At 65.8% G+C, this 14,664-nt stretch carries 16 protein-coding genes; 14 read left to right on the forward strand and 2 right to left on the reverse strand.

Annotated elements, in window-relative coordinates:
• Window positions 1-234 precede the first annotated feature (234 nt).
• Complete coding sequence (locus tag NM2_RS07290; RefSeq protein ID WP_157120938.1) at window positions 235-1,011, forward strand: hypothetical protein; 777 nt, start codon at window positions 235-237, stop codon at window positions 1,009-1,011.
• Window positions 1,008-1,349, forward strand: a complete 342-nt coding sequence (locus NM2_RS07295; RefSeq protein ID WP_067665692.1) for a hypothetical protein — start codon at window positions 1,008-1,010, stop codon at window positions 1,347-1,349. Before NM2_RS07290 ends, NM2_RS07295 begins: the two co-directional genes overlap by 4 nt.
• Before the next feature lie 62 nt (window positions 1,350-1,411).
• On the opposite strand, the gene NM2_RS07300 is transcribed toward NM2_RS07295, so the two are convergent.
• The gene (locus tag NM2_RS07300) at window positions 1,412-2,341 is read right to left on the reverse strand and encodes an SUMF1/EgtB/PvdO family nonheme iron enzyme (RefSeq protein WP_067665695.1); all 930 of its coding nucleotides are present in this window, start codon (window positions 2,339-2,341) and stop codon (window positions 1,412-1,414) included.
• Between the two features lie 66 nt (window positions 2,342-2,407).
• Window positions 2,408-3,190, reverse strand: a complete 783-nt coding sequence (locus tag NM2_RS07305) for an aminotransferase class IV (protein ID WP_067665698.1) — start codon at window positions 3,188-3,190, stop codon at window positions 2,408-2,410.
• Between the two features lie 152 nt (window positions 3,191-3,342).
• Here NM2_RS07305 and NM2_RS07310 point away from each other — a divergent pair, with 152 nt between their 5' ends.
• The 12 genes from NM2_RS07310 to NM2_RS07365 all read left to right on the forward strand — a co-directional run bounded on the left by NM2_RS07310 (window position 3,343) and on the right by NM2_RS07365 (window position 14,587).
• The gene (locus tag NM2_RS07310; protein WP_067665701.1) at window positions 3,343-3,789 is read left to right on the forward strand and encodes a hypothetical protein; all 447 of its coding nucleotides are present in this window, start codon (window positions 3,343-3,345) and stop codon (window positions 3,787-3,789) included.
• Between the two features lie 359 nt (window positions 3,790-4,148).
• Window positions 4,149-4,529, forward strand: coding sequence for a hypothetical protein (locus tag NM2_RS07315; protein WP_157120939.1), 381 nt, complete (start codon window positions 4,149-4,151; stop codon window positions 4,527-4,529).
• A gap of 73 nt (window positions 4,530-4,602) precedes the next feature.
• Entirely contained in the window at window positions 4,603-5,364 is a 762-nt protein-coding gene (locus tag NM2_RS07320) for an SAM-dependent methyltransferase (RefSeq protein WP_067665707.1), read from the forward strand.
• A complete protein-coding gene (locus tag NM2_RS07325; protein ID WP_067665708.1) occupies window positions 5,361-6,590 on the forward strand; it encodes a helix-turn-helix domain-containing protein in 1,230 nt (409 codons plus the stop codon). The genes NM2_RS07320 and NM2_RS07325 overlap by 4 nt, the downstream gene beginning before the upstream one ends.
• On the forward strand, window positions 6,587-7,486 hold the full coding sequence (locus NM2_RS07330) for a phosphotransferase enzyme family protein (protein ID WP_084530561.1): 900 nt from the start codon (window positions 6,587-6,589) through the stop codon (window positions 7,484-7,486). The genes NM2_RS07325 and NM2_RS07330 overlap by 4 nt, the downstream gene beginning before the upstream one ends.
• Window positions 7,487-7,976: 490 nt before the next feature.
• A complete protein-coding gene (locus tag NM2_RS07335; protein ID WP_157120940.1) occupies window positions 7,977-8,255 on the forward strand; it encodes a hypothetical protein in 279 nt (92 codons plus the stop codon).
• On the forward strand, window positions 8,252-8,692 hold the full coding sequence (locus tag NM2_RS07340; protein WP_067665714.1) for a hypothetical protein: 441 nt from the start codon (window positions 8,252-8,254) through the stop codon (window positions 8,690-8,692). Before NM2_RS07335 ends, NM2_RS07340 begins: the two co-directional genes overlap by 4 nt.
• A gap of 202 nt (window positions 8,693-8,894) precedes the next feature.
• On the forward strand, window positions 8,895-10,049 hold the full coding sequence (locus tag NM2_RS07345) for a cytochrome P450 family protein (protein ID WP_067665717.1): 1,155 nt from the start codon (window positions 8,895-8,897) through the stop codon (window positions 10,047-10,049).
• Window positions 10,050-10,066: 17 nt separating this feature from the next.
• Window positions 10,067-11,305, forward strand: a complete 1,239-nt coding sequence (locus tag NM2_RS07350; protein WP_157120941.1) for a cytochrome P450 family protein — start codon at window positions 10,067-10,069, stop codon at window positions 11,303-11,305.
• 513 nt (window positions 11,306-11,818) lie between these two features.
• Entirely contained in the window at window positions 11,819-12,913 is a 1,095-nt protein-coding gene (locus NM2_RS07355; RefSeq protein WP_084530562.1) for a methyltransferase, read from the forward strand.
• A 41-nt stretch (window positions 12,914-12,954) separates the two neighbouring features.
• A complete protein-coding gene (locus NM2_RS07360) occupies window positions 12,955-14,331 on the forward strand; it encodes a cytochrome P450 family protein (protein WP_067665723.1) in 1,377 nt (458 codons plus the stop codon).
• On the forward strand, window positions 14,321-14,587 hold the full coding sequence (locus NM2_RS07365) for a hypothetical protein (RefSeq protein ID WP_067665726.1): 267 nt from the start codon (window positions 14,321-14,323) through the stop codon (window positions 14,585-14,587). The genes NM2_RS07360 and NM2_RS07365 overlap by 11 nt, the downstream gene beginning before the upstream one ends.
• Window positions 14,588-14,664: the final 77 nt, after the last annotated feature.

Consider the following 14,664-nt stretch of genomic DNA (forward strand, 5'->3'; position numbering starts at 1 on the left):
GCACATCACGAGTTCTATCGATCGACGCTTCGGTGACACCTCCGGCAACCTGCTCCCCCTCGGGCGGCGGTGATGAGAGATATCGGCGGTGGCGCGACGGAATCGGAGTCGGTGCCCTCGGAGACGGCGGTCTTCGGTTATCTGCGGTATCCGCTACTCGGGCAGCGGCGGACCGAGATAGTCGGGGCGCTCAAGGCGCGGGCGGAGTCCTTCGGCGGTGGACCGCTGCGGGATGTGTACTTCGAGACGGCCTCACCGGTCGGGACGCTGTGGGCCCTGCTCGAGGGCCTGGATTGCCACACGGGTGGGCATCTGGTGTCCGCAGTGACGGAGTACGCCCAGGCCGAGGGCATCGACGTGCGGGGAGTGGTCCACGCCGGGCGAGTGCCGCCGGTGCGGTGGCGTGATCTGCTTGCCGAGCTTGATCAGCTTCACGGTGGCTGGATTATTGTGCCGTCTCCTCATGACCTGGATGGGCTTGGTGAGCCCAGACATGTTGTGCTGCAGCGGCTTGCGTCGATGGACGTGCATGTGGTGTTTCTGCGCGGCGGCGCCAGCGCTCCGGAACTGGGGAAGCGTCGTGCGTCGCCGGTGTGGGAGGGGGCCGAGATCGGCCAATTCCGGATAAGCGCTTTCGGGCTCGCGATCGAGGTCGCGAAGCTGAGCTCGCAGATGTACCTCAACCGGGCTGGTCTGGCGTATCTGGTTGACGCCGTCACCGATCTGCTGGGTGATCTGATCGGCCGACGGGTGGAGGACACCCTCGTGCCTGGCCGGACGAATGAGCTGACGGTGCAACTGATCCGGCGACCGGAGTCGTTGGTTGTTCTGGTCAGCGAAACCCATGACCATGTCGGCGAGCCGATCAGCGCGACGGCTCATGCGATCTGCGGGCCGGAGGGCGTGCGCCAGACGCGTGCCGCCGACGGCGGCACGGTCACCAGGCTCGAGATCACCCTGGCTGAGGCCGTGGATATGCGGTCGGCCTCGCTCGTCGGGAGGCCAGCATGACGCCGATCGTGCGGGCGTACGGGATCGTGCGCAGTGACTTGTCCAGGGACGCTACCGATTTGGACGTCCAACGAGTTCGCGGACTGTCCAGGCAGTGTGGGTTCGACCTGCGCGGGCTGCGAATCGAACACGGTGATGCGGACTTCGGGCTGCTGCTGGCGACGCTGGAGCCCTCGCGCATTACCGCGCTGATCGTGCCGACGGTCGCGCATTTGGCCGGCTGGCTGGATGCGGTCCGGCAGGACGTGAGCGTGTGGACGCTCAGGCCCGCGGGCTGTTGGCCTCGGCTGAATGTGCCGGGTAAGGTCGCGGATTTCGTGCCGGTGGGGCTGCCATGACCGCAGCATCGTGGCCGCGATGGCTGATCATCGGGTTGTCGGACGGGTGTGAGCGTCGGCGGCTATCGAGTCTGTCCGCTCGATTCTGTTGTGACGCAGCGGAATCCGGTGTCGTCGTCGCTCATCAGGTGGTCGGCGTCGTTGATGGCTGCCGGGGCGGCTGCCTCGAGCAGGCTGTTGAAGCTGGATCCCTTGAGTTCGTACCGGCCGGGCGCCGAGGAAGTGGAGAGCCATTCCCAGACGTTTCCGGCGAGGTCGAACACGCCGAAGGGGCTGGCTCCGGACTTGTATCGGTCAACCGGTGTGGTGGCACCGACGCGATCGCGCACCTTGCAGTTACATTTGGCCGCAGTGGCTCGGTCGCCCCACGGCCACTTCGCGCCGGCTGTGCCGCGTGCGGCTTTCTCCCACTGTTGCGCGCTGGGCAGGAGTTTGTTGGCCCAGCGCGCGTAGGCGGTGGCGTCGTCGTGGGTCACCCACACGACGGGGTGATCGGCGATGTCGGCGGGCGGCTGGTCGTCGTTCCAGTGGTGGGGCGGTGGATATCCGACCGCGGTCACGAACATCTTGAAGTCGCTGTTGGTCACCGGATAGGTGTCGATATGAAACGGTGGCAGCCAAACCTGCTGGTCCAGCGGTCCGGACAGGAAGACACCGCCGGGGATCCAGGTCATCGATCGCCCGTCGACGGGGTGGCGGATGCGGTCGGGCTGCACCAGCTGCTCGCTGTCGGATGCCTCGCCGATGGCATCCGACGGCACGGATTGGATGAATCGTGTCTGTTCGGCGGGGGTGAGCCGCGACAGCGAGGTGTCGAGGGCTTCTTGGTTGGCCGGGCGGGGTGTGATGGCCGCGCCGTCGGCTTCCCACGTCGATACGATGCGCACGCTCACGCCCAGATGCCCGGCGAAGTCGATCAGACTCATGCGCCGGGCCTCACGCAGCGCCTTGACTTCGGCTCCGGTCCACAGCCGAACGAGGCTGATGGTCATTTCCCCTGGTGCCCTTTCCCCGAGTGGTGGCGTATCAGCCTAGTAGTACCAGGCGGGGCGTGCGGGTTAGATCCGTTGCGCCTGAATGGATTCGTACTGTCCGCGCAGAGTGGCGACCATCTCGTGTTCGGGCCAGTGAACATCGTCGACGGACGCTATCGCGCGCACGCCTGTTGCCGCGTTGGTCGCGACAGCGCCGACATAGTCCGTGAGTCCGGCCATGGTGATGTGCCGGGTCAGCACGTCTTCGTCGCGGACCTGGTTGAGCAGGCGCATGGTGGTGCCGGCCAATACTTCTGCGCGGGGCCAGACCAGCTGGCCGTCCTCGGTGATCAAAGCGATATTGCTGGTGGCGATTTCGCTGATCGAACCATCGCTGTCGGTGAACAGCACATCGTCGTATCCGGCGCGCTGGGCCAGGGCACGCTGGTGTTCCGCGCCGAACAGGCCGATGTGCTTGACCTTGGGAACATCACGCGAATAGACGACCGATTGCAGGCGCAGCGGCGGCTGTGGCCCGGCCGGTGCTGCCCGCATACTGATGAGCACCTGCGGGTTGGCGGGATCTCCCGGCCGCGCCAGCGTCAGCTTCGGGTCGTAGATGGTTACTCGCACGACGACCGCGTCGGTGACATCGCGAATCGCGTGCCGCACGGCATCACGGACCCGGTAGGGATCCAATTCGGCATCGAACACAGTACGGCAGTCTCGGGCCAATCGATCGAGATGCATTTCCAAGCCGCGGACCGATGCGTTCTCTACCAGCATCGAGGTGAAGTGCCCGAAGCCGACCAGGCCCAAGGGCGCGAAGTCGTCCACCGTGACCGGTGCGGCGTTGAGTTCCATCATGCGGCCAGTTTGTCATCACGGGGGTCCACGACAGAAGTGGGCCGCTGCCGAATTGCAGTGGAATTGCAGTGCATTGCAGCGTTATTGCAGTTCCGCATTTCTTCTCCCGGACCAATGCTGAGCTGCATGGAAAACGCGGCCTGGGGGGCGGCATGACTACCTCGGCCCTGGCCCGGGGCGGTGACGACTTGCCGGATTGGCACGAGCTCACCGCGGCGTTCCGTGCGGCGTTCGGCAGCGGCGGGGCGGCCACAGAGCATCCGGTCACGGCGTGTGCGTGCCAGTTGGCTCGTGTGCACCGGCAGCCGTGCCCACGGCGTCGGACTGTGGTCGCTCGCCGTCGGGCGAGGCTGATCGCTGCGATCGATGCGTGGGCGGCGGAGCATGTGCGCGGTCCGGCGCGGGTGGGGTCGATCGGTGCCTATGTCGATCGGATGGCCGCGGCCGCTGCCGCGGCTCATCAGGCGTTGCACAGTGGTGAGCCGGTGAGCGGCATGGTGCACATGGCGTTCACCGATGCGGCGGCGCTGGCAGCTGGCTGGACCGAGATCGCGCTCGAGGTTGCGCCCCGCGCCTACGGGATCGGTGTGGACCAATGAAGCCCGGGGCAGCGGTCTCGGACCACGGAAGTTGGCGAAGACCTTCGGTTACCCGAACCATGGCATGGGCTTCCGTTACCTTGCTCGGATCTGTACCGAAGTTCTTGTTAGACAACACTTTTCGACCTTTGACCATATAGCAAAGTTTGCCGCTGCCGTGCCCGTGACCGGACCGTCAGCGAGACGACCACCGAGGATTGCCGATGACCGCCGTGTTCCTATCCGACGACACCGCGAGGGGCGGAGATTCGATCAGTGCTGCCCGCTCGAACTACCGCCGACAATTCGGCACCAGCGTTGACGAACCGGTCACCGCACACGGCGCTCTGTCGGTACGCGCTGGACGAGTCTGCGCGGTGGTGACCAGCCCGAGCATCGGCGCCGACATCTCCGAGACGTGGGATCCACCGATCCCAGTGTTCACCGTGGCCGTTCGCGATGCCATCCGGTCATACGTATTCGTCGTGACGCCCCCCTCCGACGACGAGTATCGCGCCTGGCGCGGCAGGTCAGACAAATACAAATACTTGGCCGTGCCCGTGTGGCGGGGTGGAGAGATCCAGTTGCCGACTCCAGGGCACCCGTCGCGGATTTGGGTGTCCGACCCCGGCGGTGCGCCTCCCAGATTCACCGATGTCGTGGACGCGGTGATCGCCACGGCCACGGCTCAAGCCGAAGCTGCTGCGAAGGCGGCCGTAGTTGCTGCGATGGCGAAAAAGTCGGGGGCACAGGGTGGTTGACGGTCCTGGGCACGCCACTGCCGCACGTGAGCAGGTGTCGGCTGCGAAGAGCTGCGGCACGGAGTCCGCGACGATGGACTTCGATCCGGGCCGGGCAACCAGCGCCCGGATTCACGACTTTCTGCTTGAGCACGGCAAAGACACCTACCCCCCGGACCGTCGTGCTGGGGAGATGCTTTTGTCCGATGCCCCGGACTTCCGCACAGCGGTCCGGGAGGCTCGGCGGTTCGCGCTGCGTGCGATCGAAAATCTCGTGGCGGGTCACGGAGTGCGCCAGATCGTGGAGTTGGGTAGTGGTCTGCCCTACCGGCCGAATATGCACGAGGTCGCGCTGCGTGCGGATCCGGGTGTGCGGACCCTGTACATCGACGCTGACCCGCACGTAGCGGTCCACGGCCGCGTGTTCCTCGACGGTGACCGGTCGCACATGGTGTGCGCGGATCTGGGCGACACCGGCACGGTTGTTCGGCGGATCAGGGAGACGATGAACCTCCACGAGCCTGTCGCGCTGATTCTGTCCTCGGTGCTGGAGTTCATCGCGGACCCCAGGGCGATCATTGATCCGCTGATGGCGGAGCTGCCAGGGCGAACGCTGCTGGTGCTAAGTCATGTCGCCGCCGATGTCGGCAACGCGGAGGCCGTCGTCCGCGCGGTGGAGATCTACCAGGAAGCAGGAATCACGTTGTGGCCGCGCTCATCTGAGGAGATCGCCGCACTGTTGACCGGTTGTGATCTCCTCGAGCCGGGACTGGTCCCCGCGAATCGATGGCGGCCCGGACAGACGGCGCCACCGCACGATGTGTGTTGCCTCGCGGCAGTCGGGCGGTCCCGATGAGCAACCGCGACAACACATTCGGCGATCTGATGCGTACCCTGCGAAAAAAGCGTGGCCTCTCAATCAGAGCCCTGGGCGCGTTGACGGTGTATGGGAAGACGAGCCTGCATTACGTCGAGACGGGTGATCGGGAGCCGACCACGGATATGGCCACTCGACTCGATGATGCTCTGCAAGCGGATGGGGCTCTGCTGGCCGCGGCGACCGCTGCGGCATTGCAGCGGCTGCTGACCACCGCGGCGCAGGAGTCGTCCGATCTGGTGCGGTGGACGATTGAGGAACCGCTGGCCGGGATCGGCCAGGACGCGCTGGCCCGCGATCTGAGCCGGATCGCCCGGGATTACGTGCATCGTCCTCCGTTGCCACTGCTGACCGATCTGCTGCGAGTGCGCACGCAGATCGCCCAGCAATTGGAGCAGGCGCGGCGACTGCAGCGCCGACGTGAACTGGCACTGCTGGGCGCGGTCACAGTCCAGCTACTCGGAGAACTCACCGACGACGTGGCCGGTGATTCCGAGGCGGCGATGCGGCATGTTCTGGCTGCCGAGCAGCTGGCCAAGGAAGCTGGGCACACCGGGGCGGCTGCGTGGGTGGCCGGCACGAAAGCGCTGATCGCGGAGTGGTCTCCCAAGCCCTACACCGCGCTGGGCATCATCGAGGACGCAGCGGGGTGGGCGCCGGTGGGTGACTACCGAGTCAGGCTGTTCGCGTTGCAGGCGCGCTGCGCCGGCCGTCTCGGTGATGCGCGCCTTGCCCGTTCGGCTGCGGCTCGCACGGTGGCCGCGGCCGAGCAAGCGCGGGATGTACGCGACGAAGTGACCGTGTTCGGCGGTGCCTGTACGTTCCCGCGCCCGAAGATGGCCTACTACCTGGGCTGTGCGTACCAGGCGATCGGTGATCATCAGGACGCCGAGCGATGGTCCCTGGACGCTATCGACGAATACACCACTGGCCCACCTGAACAGCGTTCGTATGGGGACGAGGCACTGGCCCGGGTGCAGGTGAGCCTGTCGCGGATCGCCCGCAGCGAATTCGAGGGCGCGCAGGAGATACTGGCCCCGGTCCTGGAACTTCCCACCGAGCAGCGGATCACGTGCATCATGGAGGGGATGACTACCGTTGTTGGTGCGCTGCGCGAGCACCGCCATGCCCAGGCACCCATCGCTCACGACCTTCGCGAGACCATCCGCGGATACACTGCGCACTCGAGCGTGGCGCTGCGATGACCGATGTGGCCGCACACGACATCCTCACTGCCGCATGCGAACAGGTCGGCCTCGACGCGGGGGATGCGCAGTTGTTGCGGGCCCACAGCAACGCGGTGTGGCTGCTGCCGCGCAGCAGTGCTGTGGTCCGGATCGGCCGCAACCAGCACGAGGGCCTGCGCTTCGCGGCGGGTGTGACCCTGACGCGATGGCTGGCCGAGCACGACATCCCGGTAACCGAACCGCTGACGGACCGAGTCGTCGATATCGACGACGCCACGGTCACGCTGTGGCGCTACTACCCGCAACACGACCGCGGCGAACCACCCATGCGGGACCTCGGCACCATCCTGCGCCGGCTACACACCCTGACGGATCCCGTGCCGGTGGAACTGCACGCCTACCCGCCGTTGGAGGGGCTGACGACCATTCTCGCGTCGCAGACCGCGCGCCAGGTTCTCGATCCCGATGATCTGACCTGGCTGTCCGACCGTGCCACCGAACTGCTCCACCGGTACGAAGGGCTCGAGTTCGCGCTGGGAGTGGGGTTCATTCACGGCGACTTCTATGCGGGCAACTGCTTGTGGGACGGTGATCGGGTTGTGCTAGGCGATTGGGACGAGGCCAGTATCGGCCCGCGCGAGCTGGATTTGATCCCGAGCTGCCACGACCACTTTCGATTCGGCGCCCCCGCAGAGGATTTGGCGCAGTTCTTCCGCGAGTACGGTCTCGACCTCGAGGAGTTCCGCAGCAGGCCCGTGTTCAGCGTGCTGATCGCGATGCGTGATCTGCACACTCTGACCGGCTACATCCGCCGCGCCGCCGGTGATGATCGTGCCGCCGCCCGCGAACTCCACCGTCGCCTGGGTATGCTCCGCAACCCGGCCATGGCCAACGAACCCTGGCACGGCATGTAAACACCCTGGCGTGACACCCGCCAGTCGGATCCACTCGGTCGCTGCCGTGTTGCCTGGTGTGTTCCCGTGGACCACAGCCGCACAGTAAGCTCCGGTGAAACGCCGAGTTCTTGCGGTGAAATAGCCGCTGCGGCAACCCACCCTTCGCCCCACGGCGCGCACTCACCCGTCCCGATCTTCTCGTTGTGCCATGTGTGGTGCCGCTGCGCCAGGCCCCCGACCGGTCGGAGACGGTCGCGCTGAACGGGATTGTTTTTTCGCGCTGACCTGTGTTCCAGTGAACTGGACAAGTGATACGGGACACGCAACCTCTTGCGTGGTGTTGCGTGGTCTGCCGAAAATGGTTCCGGCACTGGTTATTTCGCCGCATCGCGAACGCTATTCACCTCAGCGCACCGAGCTGTGCGGGGCGGCACCGTACCCCTTGCGGGGCCGCTCTGTATAGCGCGGCGATAGCTGGTGCCCGAGACATGGGAGGTTTCGAATGTGCATGACGAAGTCGCTGTCGTATATGCCCGCCAGCGAACGCGATCGGATGGCGTTGGGCGACTGCGCAACACCGCCGGATTCGGAGATCACCACCGCGCAAGCGCATCTGCTGCGGTCACTGCACGCAGGTCATCCCTTCACCTGTGTGCGCCGACTGGTCCGGTCCCGGGAGGAGAACGGTAGCCGCCACGAAATCCCGTACGCGCCTTTGTCTTCCGCGAGCGGGGTTGTGGCAGGGATCGAGTCGGTGCCCGTGTCGACGCGGGTGGGGACGATATGACCGGCATCCGCACTGGGCGGGCCTGGCCGGACTCGCTGGCGGTGATCGGCGCGGTGTCGGATGCGTTGCGCGGCAAGCTCGTGACTGTGGGCGATCATCCGGCTCTGGTCATAGTGTGCGGGATGGCGTTGCTGTATCGGGAGCGCCGCGAGGACAACCAGCGGCTCGGTGCTCCGCCGGCCGCGGTCAACTGGGACCAGGCCGAGGGGCCTGTGGATACCAACCCGACCGAGTTGCGTCTGTGCGCTGATTTCGACCGGATCGCTGGGGCGGCTTTCGATCTGGGCTCGGCGCGGCCGGGTGTGCTGGCCGCGCGAGTCGCGTACTGGACCATCTGCGCGAACATCCCGCAGATCGTGAGCGCGACCCGCGCCTACGACGACTGCATTACCCGCCTGAAGGCGGCACCGACCCGCGGCGAGCACGCCTACCTCTAAGCCGTCCTTCCCCGGGGCCTGCGCTAACCACGCGCGTGGACGTCCGGCACCTTCCCTCAGAGCCGACTGTTCCGGCAGACCGGCTTGATTCGTCGTGCCCCGAGCACGTCACTTTCCCTGCCCGGAGGCACCTTTGACAACCCCGCTATCAGGGTCCGGCACATGCCCGATCGCTCACCAGCCCGCCGAGGACGATTCGGTGGTGCGGCTCTATGGACCCGAGTTTTTCGCTGATCCGCACCGCACCTACCGTCAAGCGCACCACGACGAGAGGCTGGTCGTTCCGGTCGAGATGCGGCCGGGAGTGCAAGCGACCGCGGTGATCGGGTTCGAGCACGCCCGCGAGATCCTCGACGATCCCGTGCACTATCCGACCGACCTGAGCGCGGGGCAGGCCCACCCGCGGGTCGAGTTCCAGGATCGGCCGGATCTGTCGCAGGCCACCGGCGCGGACCACACGCGCTTGCGCCGCGCGGTGCGCGAGTGCCTCGAAAAGATCGACCAGCACGCAATACGCACCACTACCCGTCGAGTCACCGCCGAGTTGATCGCGGCATTCTGCCGGGAAGGGTCTGCGGATCTCGTCGGAGACTTCGCGATTCCGCTTGTGGTGCACATATTTTCGCGGATGCTGGGCCTGGCGCCGGAGGCGTGGGCCGAGGCAGATTCCGCAGTCCGGACGCTGCGCGCCACCGCAGACGCACGCGCGCTGCACGAGGTTGCCTGGGCGGCTGTGGAAGCGGCCCGGACGACCCCGGGCCCGGATGTGACCTCCTGGCTGTGCGGGCATCCGGAGGGGTTGGACGATCACGAGGTGGTGCAGCAGCTGATGCTGCTGCACACCACGGGATGCCTGCCGACCGTGGACCTGATCGCCAACACCCTGCTGCGGGTGATGACCGATAAACAGTTCCGCGAGGCCGTGATGTTCGCGGCGCTGACGTATCGGGACGCGCTCGAGCACGTGCTCGCGCTCGACCCGCCGCGGCCGGTTCTTCGCCCACGGTGGCCTCCGAGTCTGCAGATCCGCGACGGCGTCCACATGCATCCTCACCAACCTGTGCTGATCAGCCTGGCCGGCTGCGCCGCCGATCCGATCATGGGCGCCGACCGCACCGAAAACTACGGCAGCCGCTCCCATTTGGCCTGGGGCGGAGGCCCGCACAAGTGCCCGGCCACAGCGGCCGCCACGGCGATGCTCCTCGGCGAGGAAGCCCTCGGGTTGCTGTTCGAATCGCTCCCGGACATGAACCTCGCCCCCGGCGAACGAATCGAGTTTCTGCCGAGTCTGTATCACCGTGCGCTGGTTGCCCTTCCGGTCGTCTTCGACCCGTCATCACCGCTCCCGCTCTCGTAAGCAATTAGGAGACCTCTGTGCCGACGAACTCCCCGCCTGCCGTGCCGGATGCGGACTCGATCCCGATCGAGAACGTGTGCGAACGAACCCTGCTGCACACCCAGCGATTCGCGGATGATCCGCACCGCATCTACCGATGGATGCGCAAACAAGGTTCGATGGTGCCGGTCGAACTCGCGCCGGGCGTGCCCGCGACGCTGGTGGTCGGCTACAACACCGCGCTGCGCATCCTGCGCGATCCCGAACGCTTCCCCGCCGATCCGCGCCGATGGCAGGACGCCATGCCCCCAGGGTGCCCGATCCGGTCGATGGTCGAATGGCGAGCAAACGCACTGCGCAGCGCCGGCACCGAGCACGAGCGCTTTCGACGCGCCAACATCGACAGCCTCGACCACATCGATCTGCACCTCCTGCGCAGGCAGGTGATCGACGAAGCCGAAACACGCCTGGAATCCCTGCTCGGCCGACGAGACATCCAGGACGCCAACCAGATAGACGTGATCGCCGACTACGCGCGCCCTCTGACATTCACGGTGCTCAACCGGCTGCTGGGCTGCACCGAGGAAGTCGGCAACGACGTCGCCTGGGCGATGGCGCGGATGTTCGAGTCGACCGAACACACCGAGCAGGTCAACACCGTGCTGAGCCGATCATTGGGCGGGCACATCGCCGCCAAGCAATCCACACCAGGCAAAGACGTCACCTCACGCCTCATCGCGCACCCCACCGGCCTGGACCCGGTAGAGCTGATCCAGCAGCTGGTGACCCTGTACGGGGCGGGCATCGAGCCGACCGTGAACCTGATGGCCAACACCCTGCGGCTCATCTACACCGACCCCCGATTCCTTGCACGGCACGACGGTTTCCTACCAATCGGTGAAGCGGTCACCGAGAACGAGATCGCCGATCCGCCGATGGCCAACTACTGCCTGTCCTACCCACCCGCCGGGGTGACGGTCGACCGGATCTGGCTGCCGGCTCACCAACCCGTGGTGATCAGCATGGCCTCCTGCAACAACGACCCCGCGGTCAACAAGGGCGGCGGCGACTACCTGCACGCCGGGTGGGGACTGGCTTACTCCGCCGGACCACACAAGTGCCCCACGACCGCGCAGGCCGTGGCGCGTCTGATCGCGACAGAAGGCACCGCGCGATTCGTCGACATGCTGCCCGATGCCCGGCCACAAGGGCGACTGACCTGGCGGCCGGGACCGTTCCACCGCGCCCTGTCCGCCTTCCCGGTCAGCCTGCGATGACCCCGTACCCGCCCCCACGAGGACACCACCGATGACCGCCTCAAGGGGATCGAATTACCTGACAAGCGACCTGGTCAGCGGGGGTAGTCGATACGGACTCGCCAATATCGCCGTTACTGGAAAACAGTGCGACCCAATCTGGGTAGCGGGAACTGCTGGTCGAAGCGAGGCTGCTGCACTGGTGGCACGAATTTGCGCGCACCATGAAGTTCCCTGGGTTGGGAAGGCAATATCCGCTCAACCTCGTCGACGGTCATCCAGGTGCCTGGCCAGCACTGATCGCGTTCTAACTCAGCTGCTCATAGACCGGCGCGCACAACGACTGCGGGCGGTGTTCGACCAGCGAGTGTGACACACGGGTGCTGTCGGATGTGCATCCGTCGCGTATTTCATTCCGAAAGAGCCTGAATTTGTTTCTGCGCTTTCGGTAATTTTCGTCCAATTCGCACATGCGGCATTTTTTCGAGGCGGTTTCTCGCGGTGTGAAATGTCTTTCTGAAAGGGATTGTCGATATGGGTATCTTCTCGGGGCGGCGTTCACAAGGGGCGCTGCACTATTCGACTCCATCGCCGGGGATGCGACAAGCACTGGCCGAGGAGATGGCGAAGGATAGGGAGTCGGCCAGTTTCCTCACCGCCGAGGCGAACGGTTACATCTATGCGTGCTGCCTGCGTGTGGTGGCGCAGCTCGGGGTGGCGGATTTGCTGGCGGACGGGCCCGTGCACGTCCGGCATCTGGCCGAGCGTGTCAGCGCCGACGAGCTCGCGCTGTACCGAGTGCTGCGCCTGCTGGCCACCCGAGGCATTGTCCGGGAAACAGACTCCGGGGTTTTCGTATTGATGGAACGGGGGGCGTCGCTCCGTTCGGATTCGAAGTTCTCGGTCCGTGAGGGAATTCTGGCGGCCACGACCCCGGCCATTTACCGCGCGGGTGGTGAACTGCTGCACGCGCTGACGACCGGTGAGCCCGCGGTGAATCACGTGTTCGGTGAGCCATTGTTCGATTACTTCGCCTCACACCCCACCGAGGGCGCCGAGTTCCACACCGGCATGGGCCAGTACTCGGTGATCGAGAGCGCGAACTTCGTCCGGGAATGCCGGCTACCCGAGACCGGCACCGTGGTGGACGTGGGCGGAGGGCAGGGCTCGCTGCTGCTGATGATCCTGCAACGACACCGGGGCCTGCACGGTGTGCTGTTCGATCTCCCCCACGTCATCGCACACCACCGGCTCGGGGAACTCGAGGACTCCAATCGCTGGACGACGGTGGGCGGCAGCTTCTTCGACTCGCTGCCTGCCGGGGATACGTATGTGATCCAGTACGTGCTGCACAACTGGGACGACCCGCGCTGCGTCGAGATTCTGCGGAACTGTCGGCGCGGCCTGGCTCCCGGCGGGCGGGTGATCATCCACGACATGATCGTGCCGCCCGGTAACGAGCCCGATCAGTCCAAGGTGCTGGACATCGTGATGCTGTCCATCGTCACCGGCCGCGAACGCACCCAACACGAATTCGAACAGCTCCTGCACGCGGCCGGGCTACGGATCGTCACCATCACGCCACCCACCCTCGGGGCGTTGTCGACCATCGAAGCCGAAGCACTCTGAACAAATCCGCTGAACCGTTCTGGTCCGCGGTGGAGAACTCAATGACCCTGTTCACTCCCGGTGATGTGTCCCGGGTGAAGCTGTACACCGATGACTTCGCGGCCGATCCGCACCGTCATTACCACGAGATGCATAGAACCGGAAGCTCGCTGGTGCCGGTCGAACTCGCGCCGGGCATCAACGCCACGCTGGCCGTCCGGTACCCGGCAGCGTTGAAGATTCTGCACGACCCCGAGCATTTCCCGGCAGACCCGCGCCGGTGGCAGCAGACGATCCCACCGGCCGACCCGGTCCTGGCGATGCTCGGCTATTACCCCTCGACCCGGTTCTGTGACGGCCCGGAGCACAAAAGGGTCCGCCAACCCATCAAGGCCGCGCTCGATCGCGTCGACCCGAATCGCCTGCACGCCGAGGTGGAAGACGCGGCGCTGTCGCTGATCGAATCATTCAGCGAAAGAGGGGAAGCCGATCTCCTGTACGACTATTCGTTCCCGCTCGTGTTCAGGGTCTTGAATCGGTTGATGGGGTGTCCTGACGATCTCGCCGCACAGATCGCCGAGGGGATGACCTTGCGGTTCAACGCGATCGGTGAGGAGTCCGTGCGCGGCGCGGCCCAGGCCAAGACCGCGTTCGAGCGGTTCGCCGCGGTCAAACCCGATCACCTCGGCAACGACATCGCCTCGGCGATGATTCTCCATCACCAGAACCTCAAGGATCCGGAGCTTGTCGGCGCGTTCATGTCCTGCTACGGGGCGGGCATTCAACCCCTGGTCAATCTCATCACCAACACGCTGTGCCGCACCATGGCCGATGACCGGTTCGGTGGCGGGGTACTGGGCGGCAGCATGCTGGTGCGTGATGCTCTGGACGAGGAGTTGTTCTACGACCCGTCGATGAGCGTCTTCTGTGCCCGGTATCCGACCACGCCGGTGTTGTTCGAGGATGTCTGGTTGCCGGTGGACGAGCCGATCCTGATCGGTATCACCGCATGCAACAACGACCCCGACATTCAGGGAGACCGGACCGGGAATCGGGCGCACGTGGCGTGGGGGGCGGGCCCGCACATGTGCCCGGCTACCTCGATCGCCTACCTGATCGCCCAAGACGCGGTCGAGCAGCTCCTGGACGTTCTTCCCGATATCCGGCTCGCGACCGCGCTGACGTGGCGGTCGGGATCGTTCCAGCGAGCCCTGGCAGGACTACGCGTGGTCTTCCCGCCGTACACGATGCCGCCCCGGGTACCAGCACCTCCCCTCCGCCCGGCCACAGCCCGCACCGACATGAGCATCCCCGCCTGCGGTGCAACTGTGGCTTCACCCGATTACGCCAACCACCTTCATGATCTGGCTGACCACGCAACTCACCGCGACCGAACCCGACCCGATATCGCCTCGTCGGAGGGGCCACATGAGCGGTGACGGGTGGGCGCAAGCCGCCGCCGGCTACTACACACTCCTGGAGTTCTACGTGCGGTATCCCGGCTTCGAACTACTCGCGCAGAAACTGCGCGCGGGCGGCCCGCCCCTGCGCGGCCTGTACGGGACCCCGCTGATCCTGGACATCGGCCCCAGTTCCGACGACATGCTCGCGATCCTCTGTGCGGCACACCTCGCGCCGGAGCTGGCGTTGGTGATCGCCGCGGACCACGACACTGCCCGCCTCGCCGCTCTGTGATCGCCATGCACCGCGATCACGAGCCGCTGGCCGCGATCTCCGCCGCAGCGATGCGCATCGCCGCGAATAGCGAGCGT

Source organism: Nocardia miyunensis NBRC 108239, assembly GCF_001613065.1.
GTDB classification, from domain to species: domain Bacteria; phylum Actinomycetota; class Actinomycetes; order Mycobacteriales; family Mycobacteriaceae; genus Nocardia; species Nocardia miyunensis.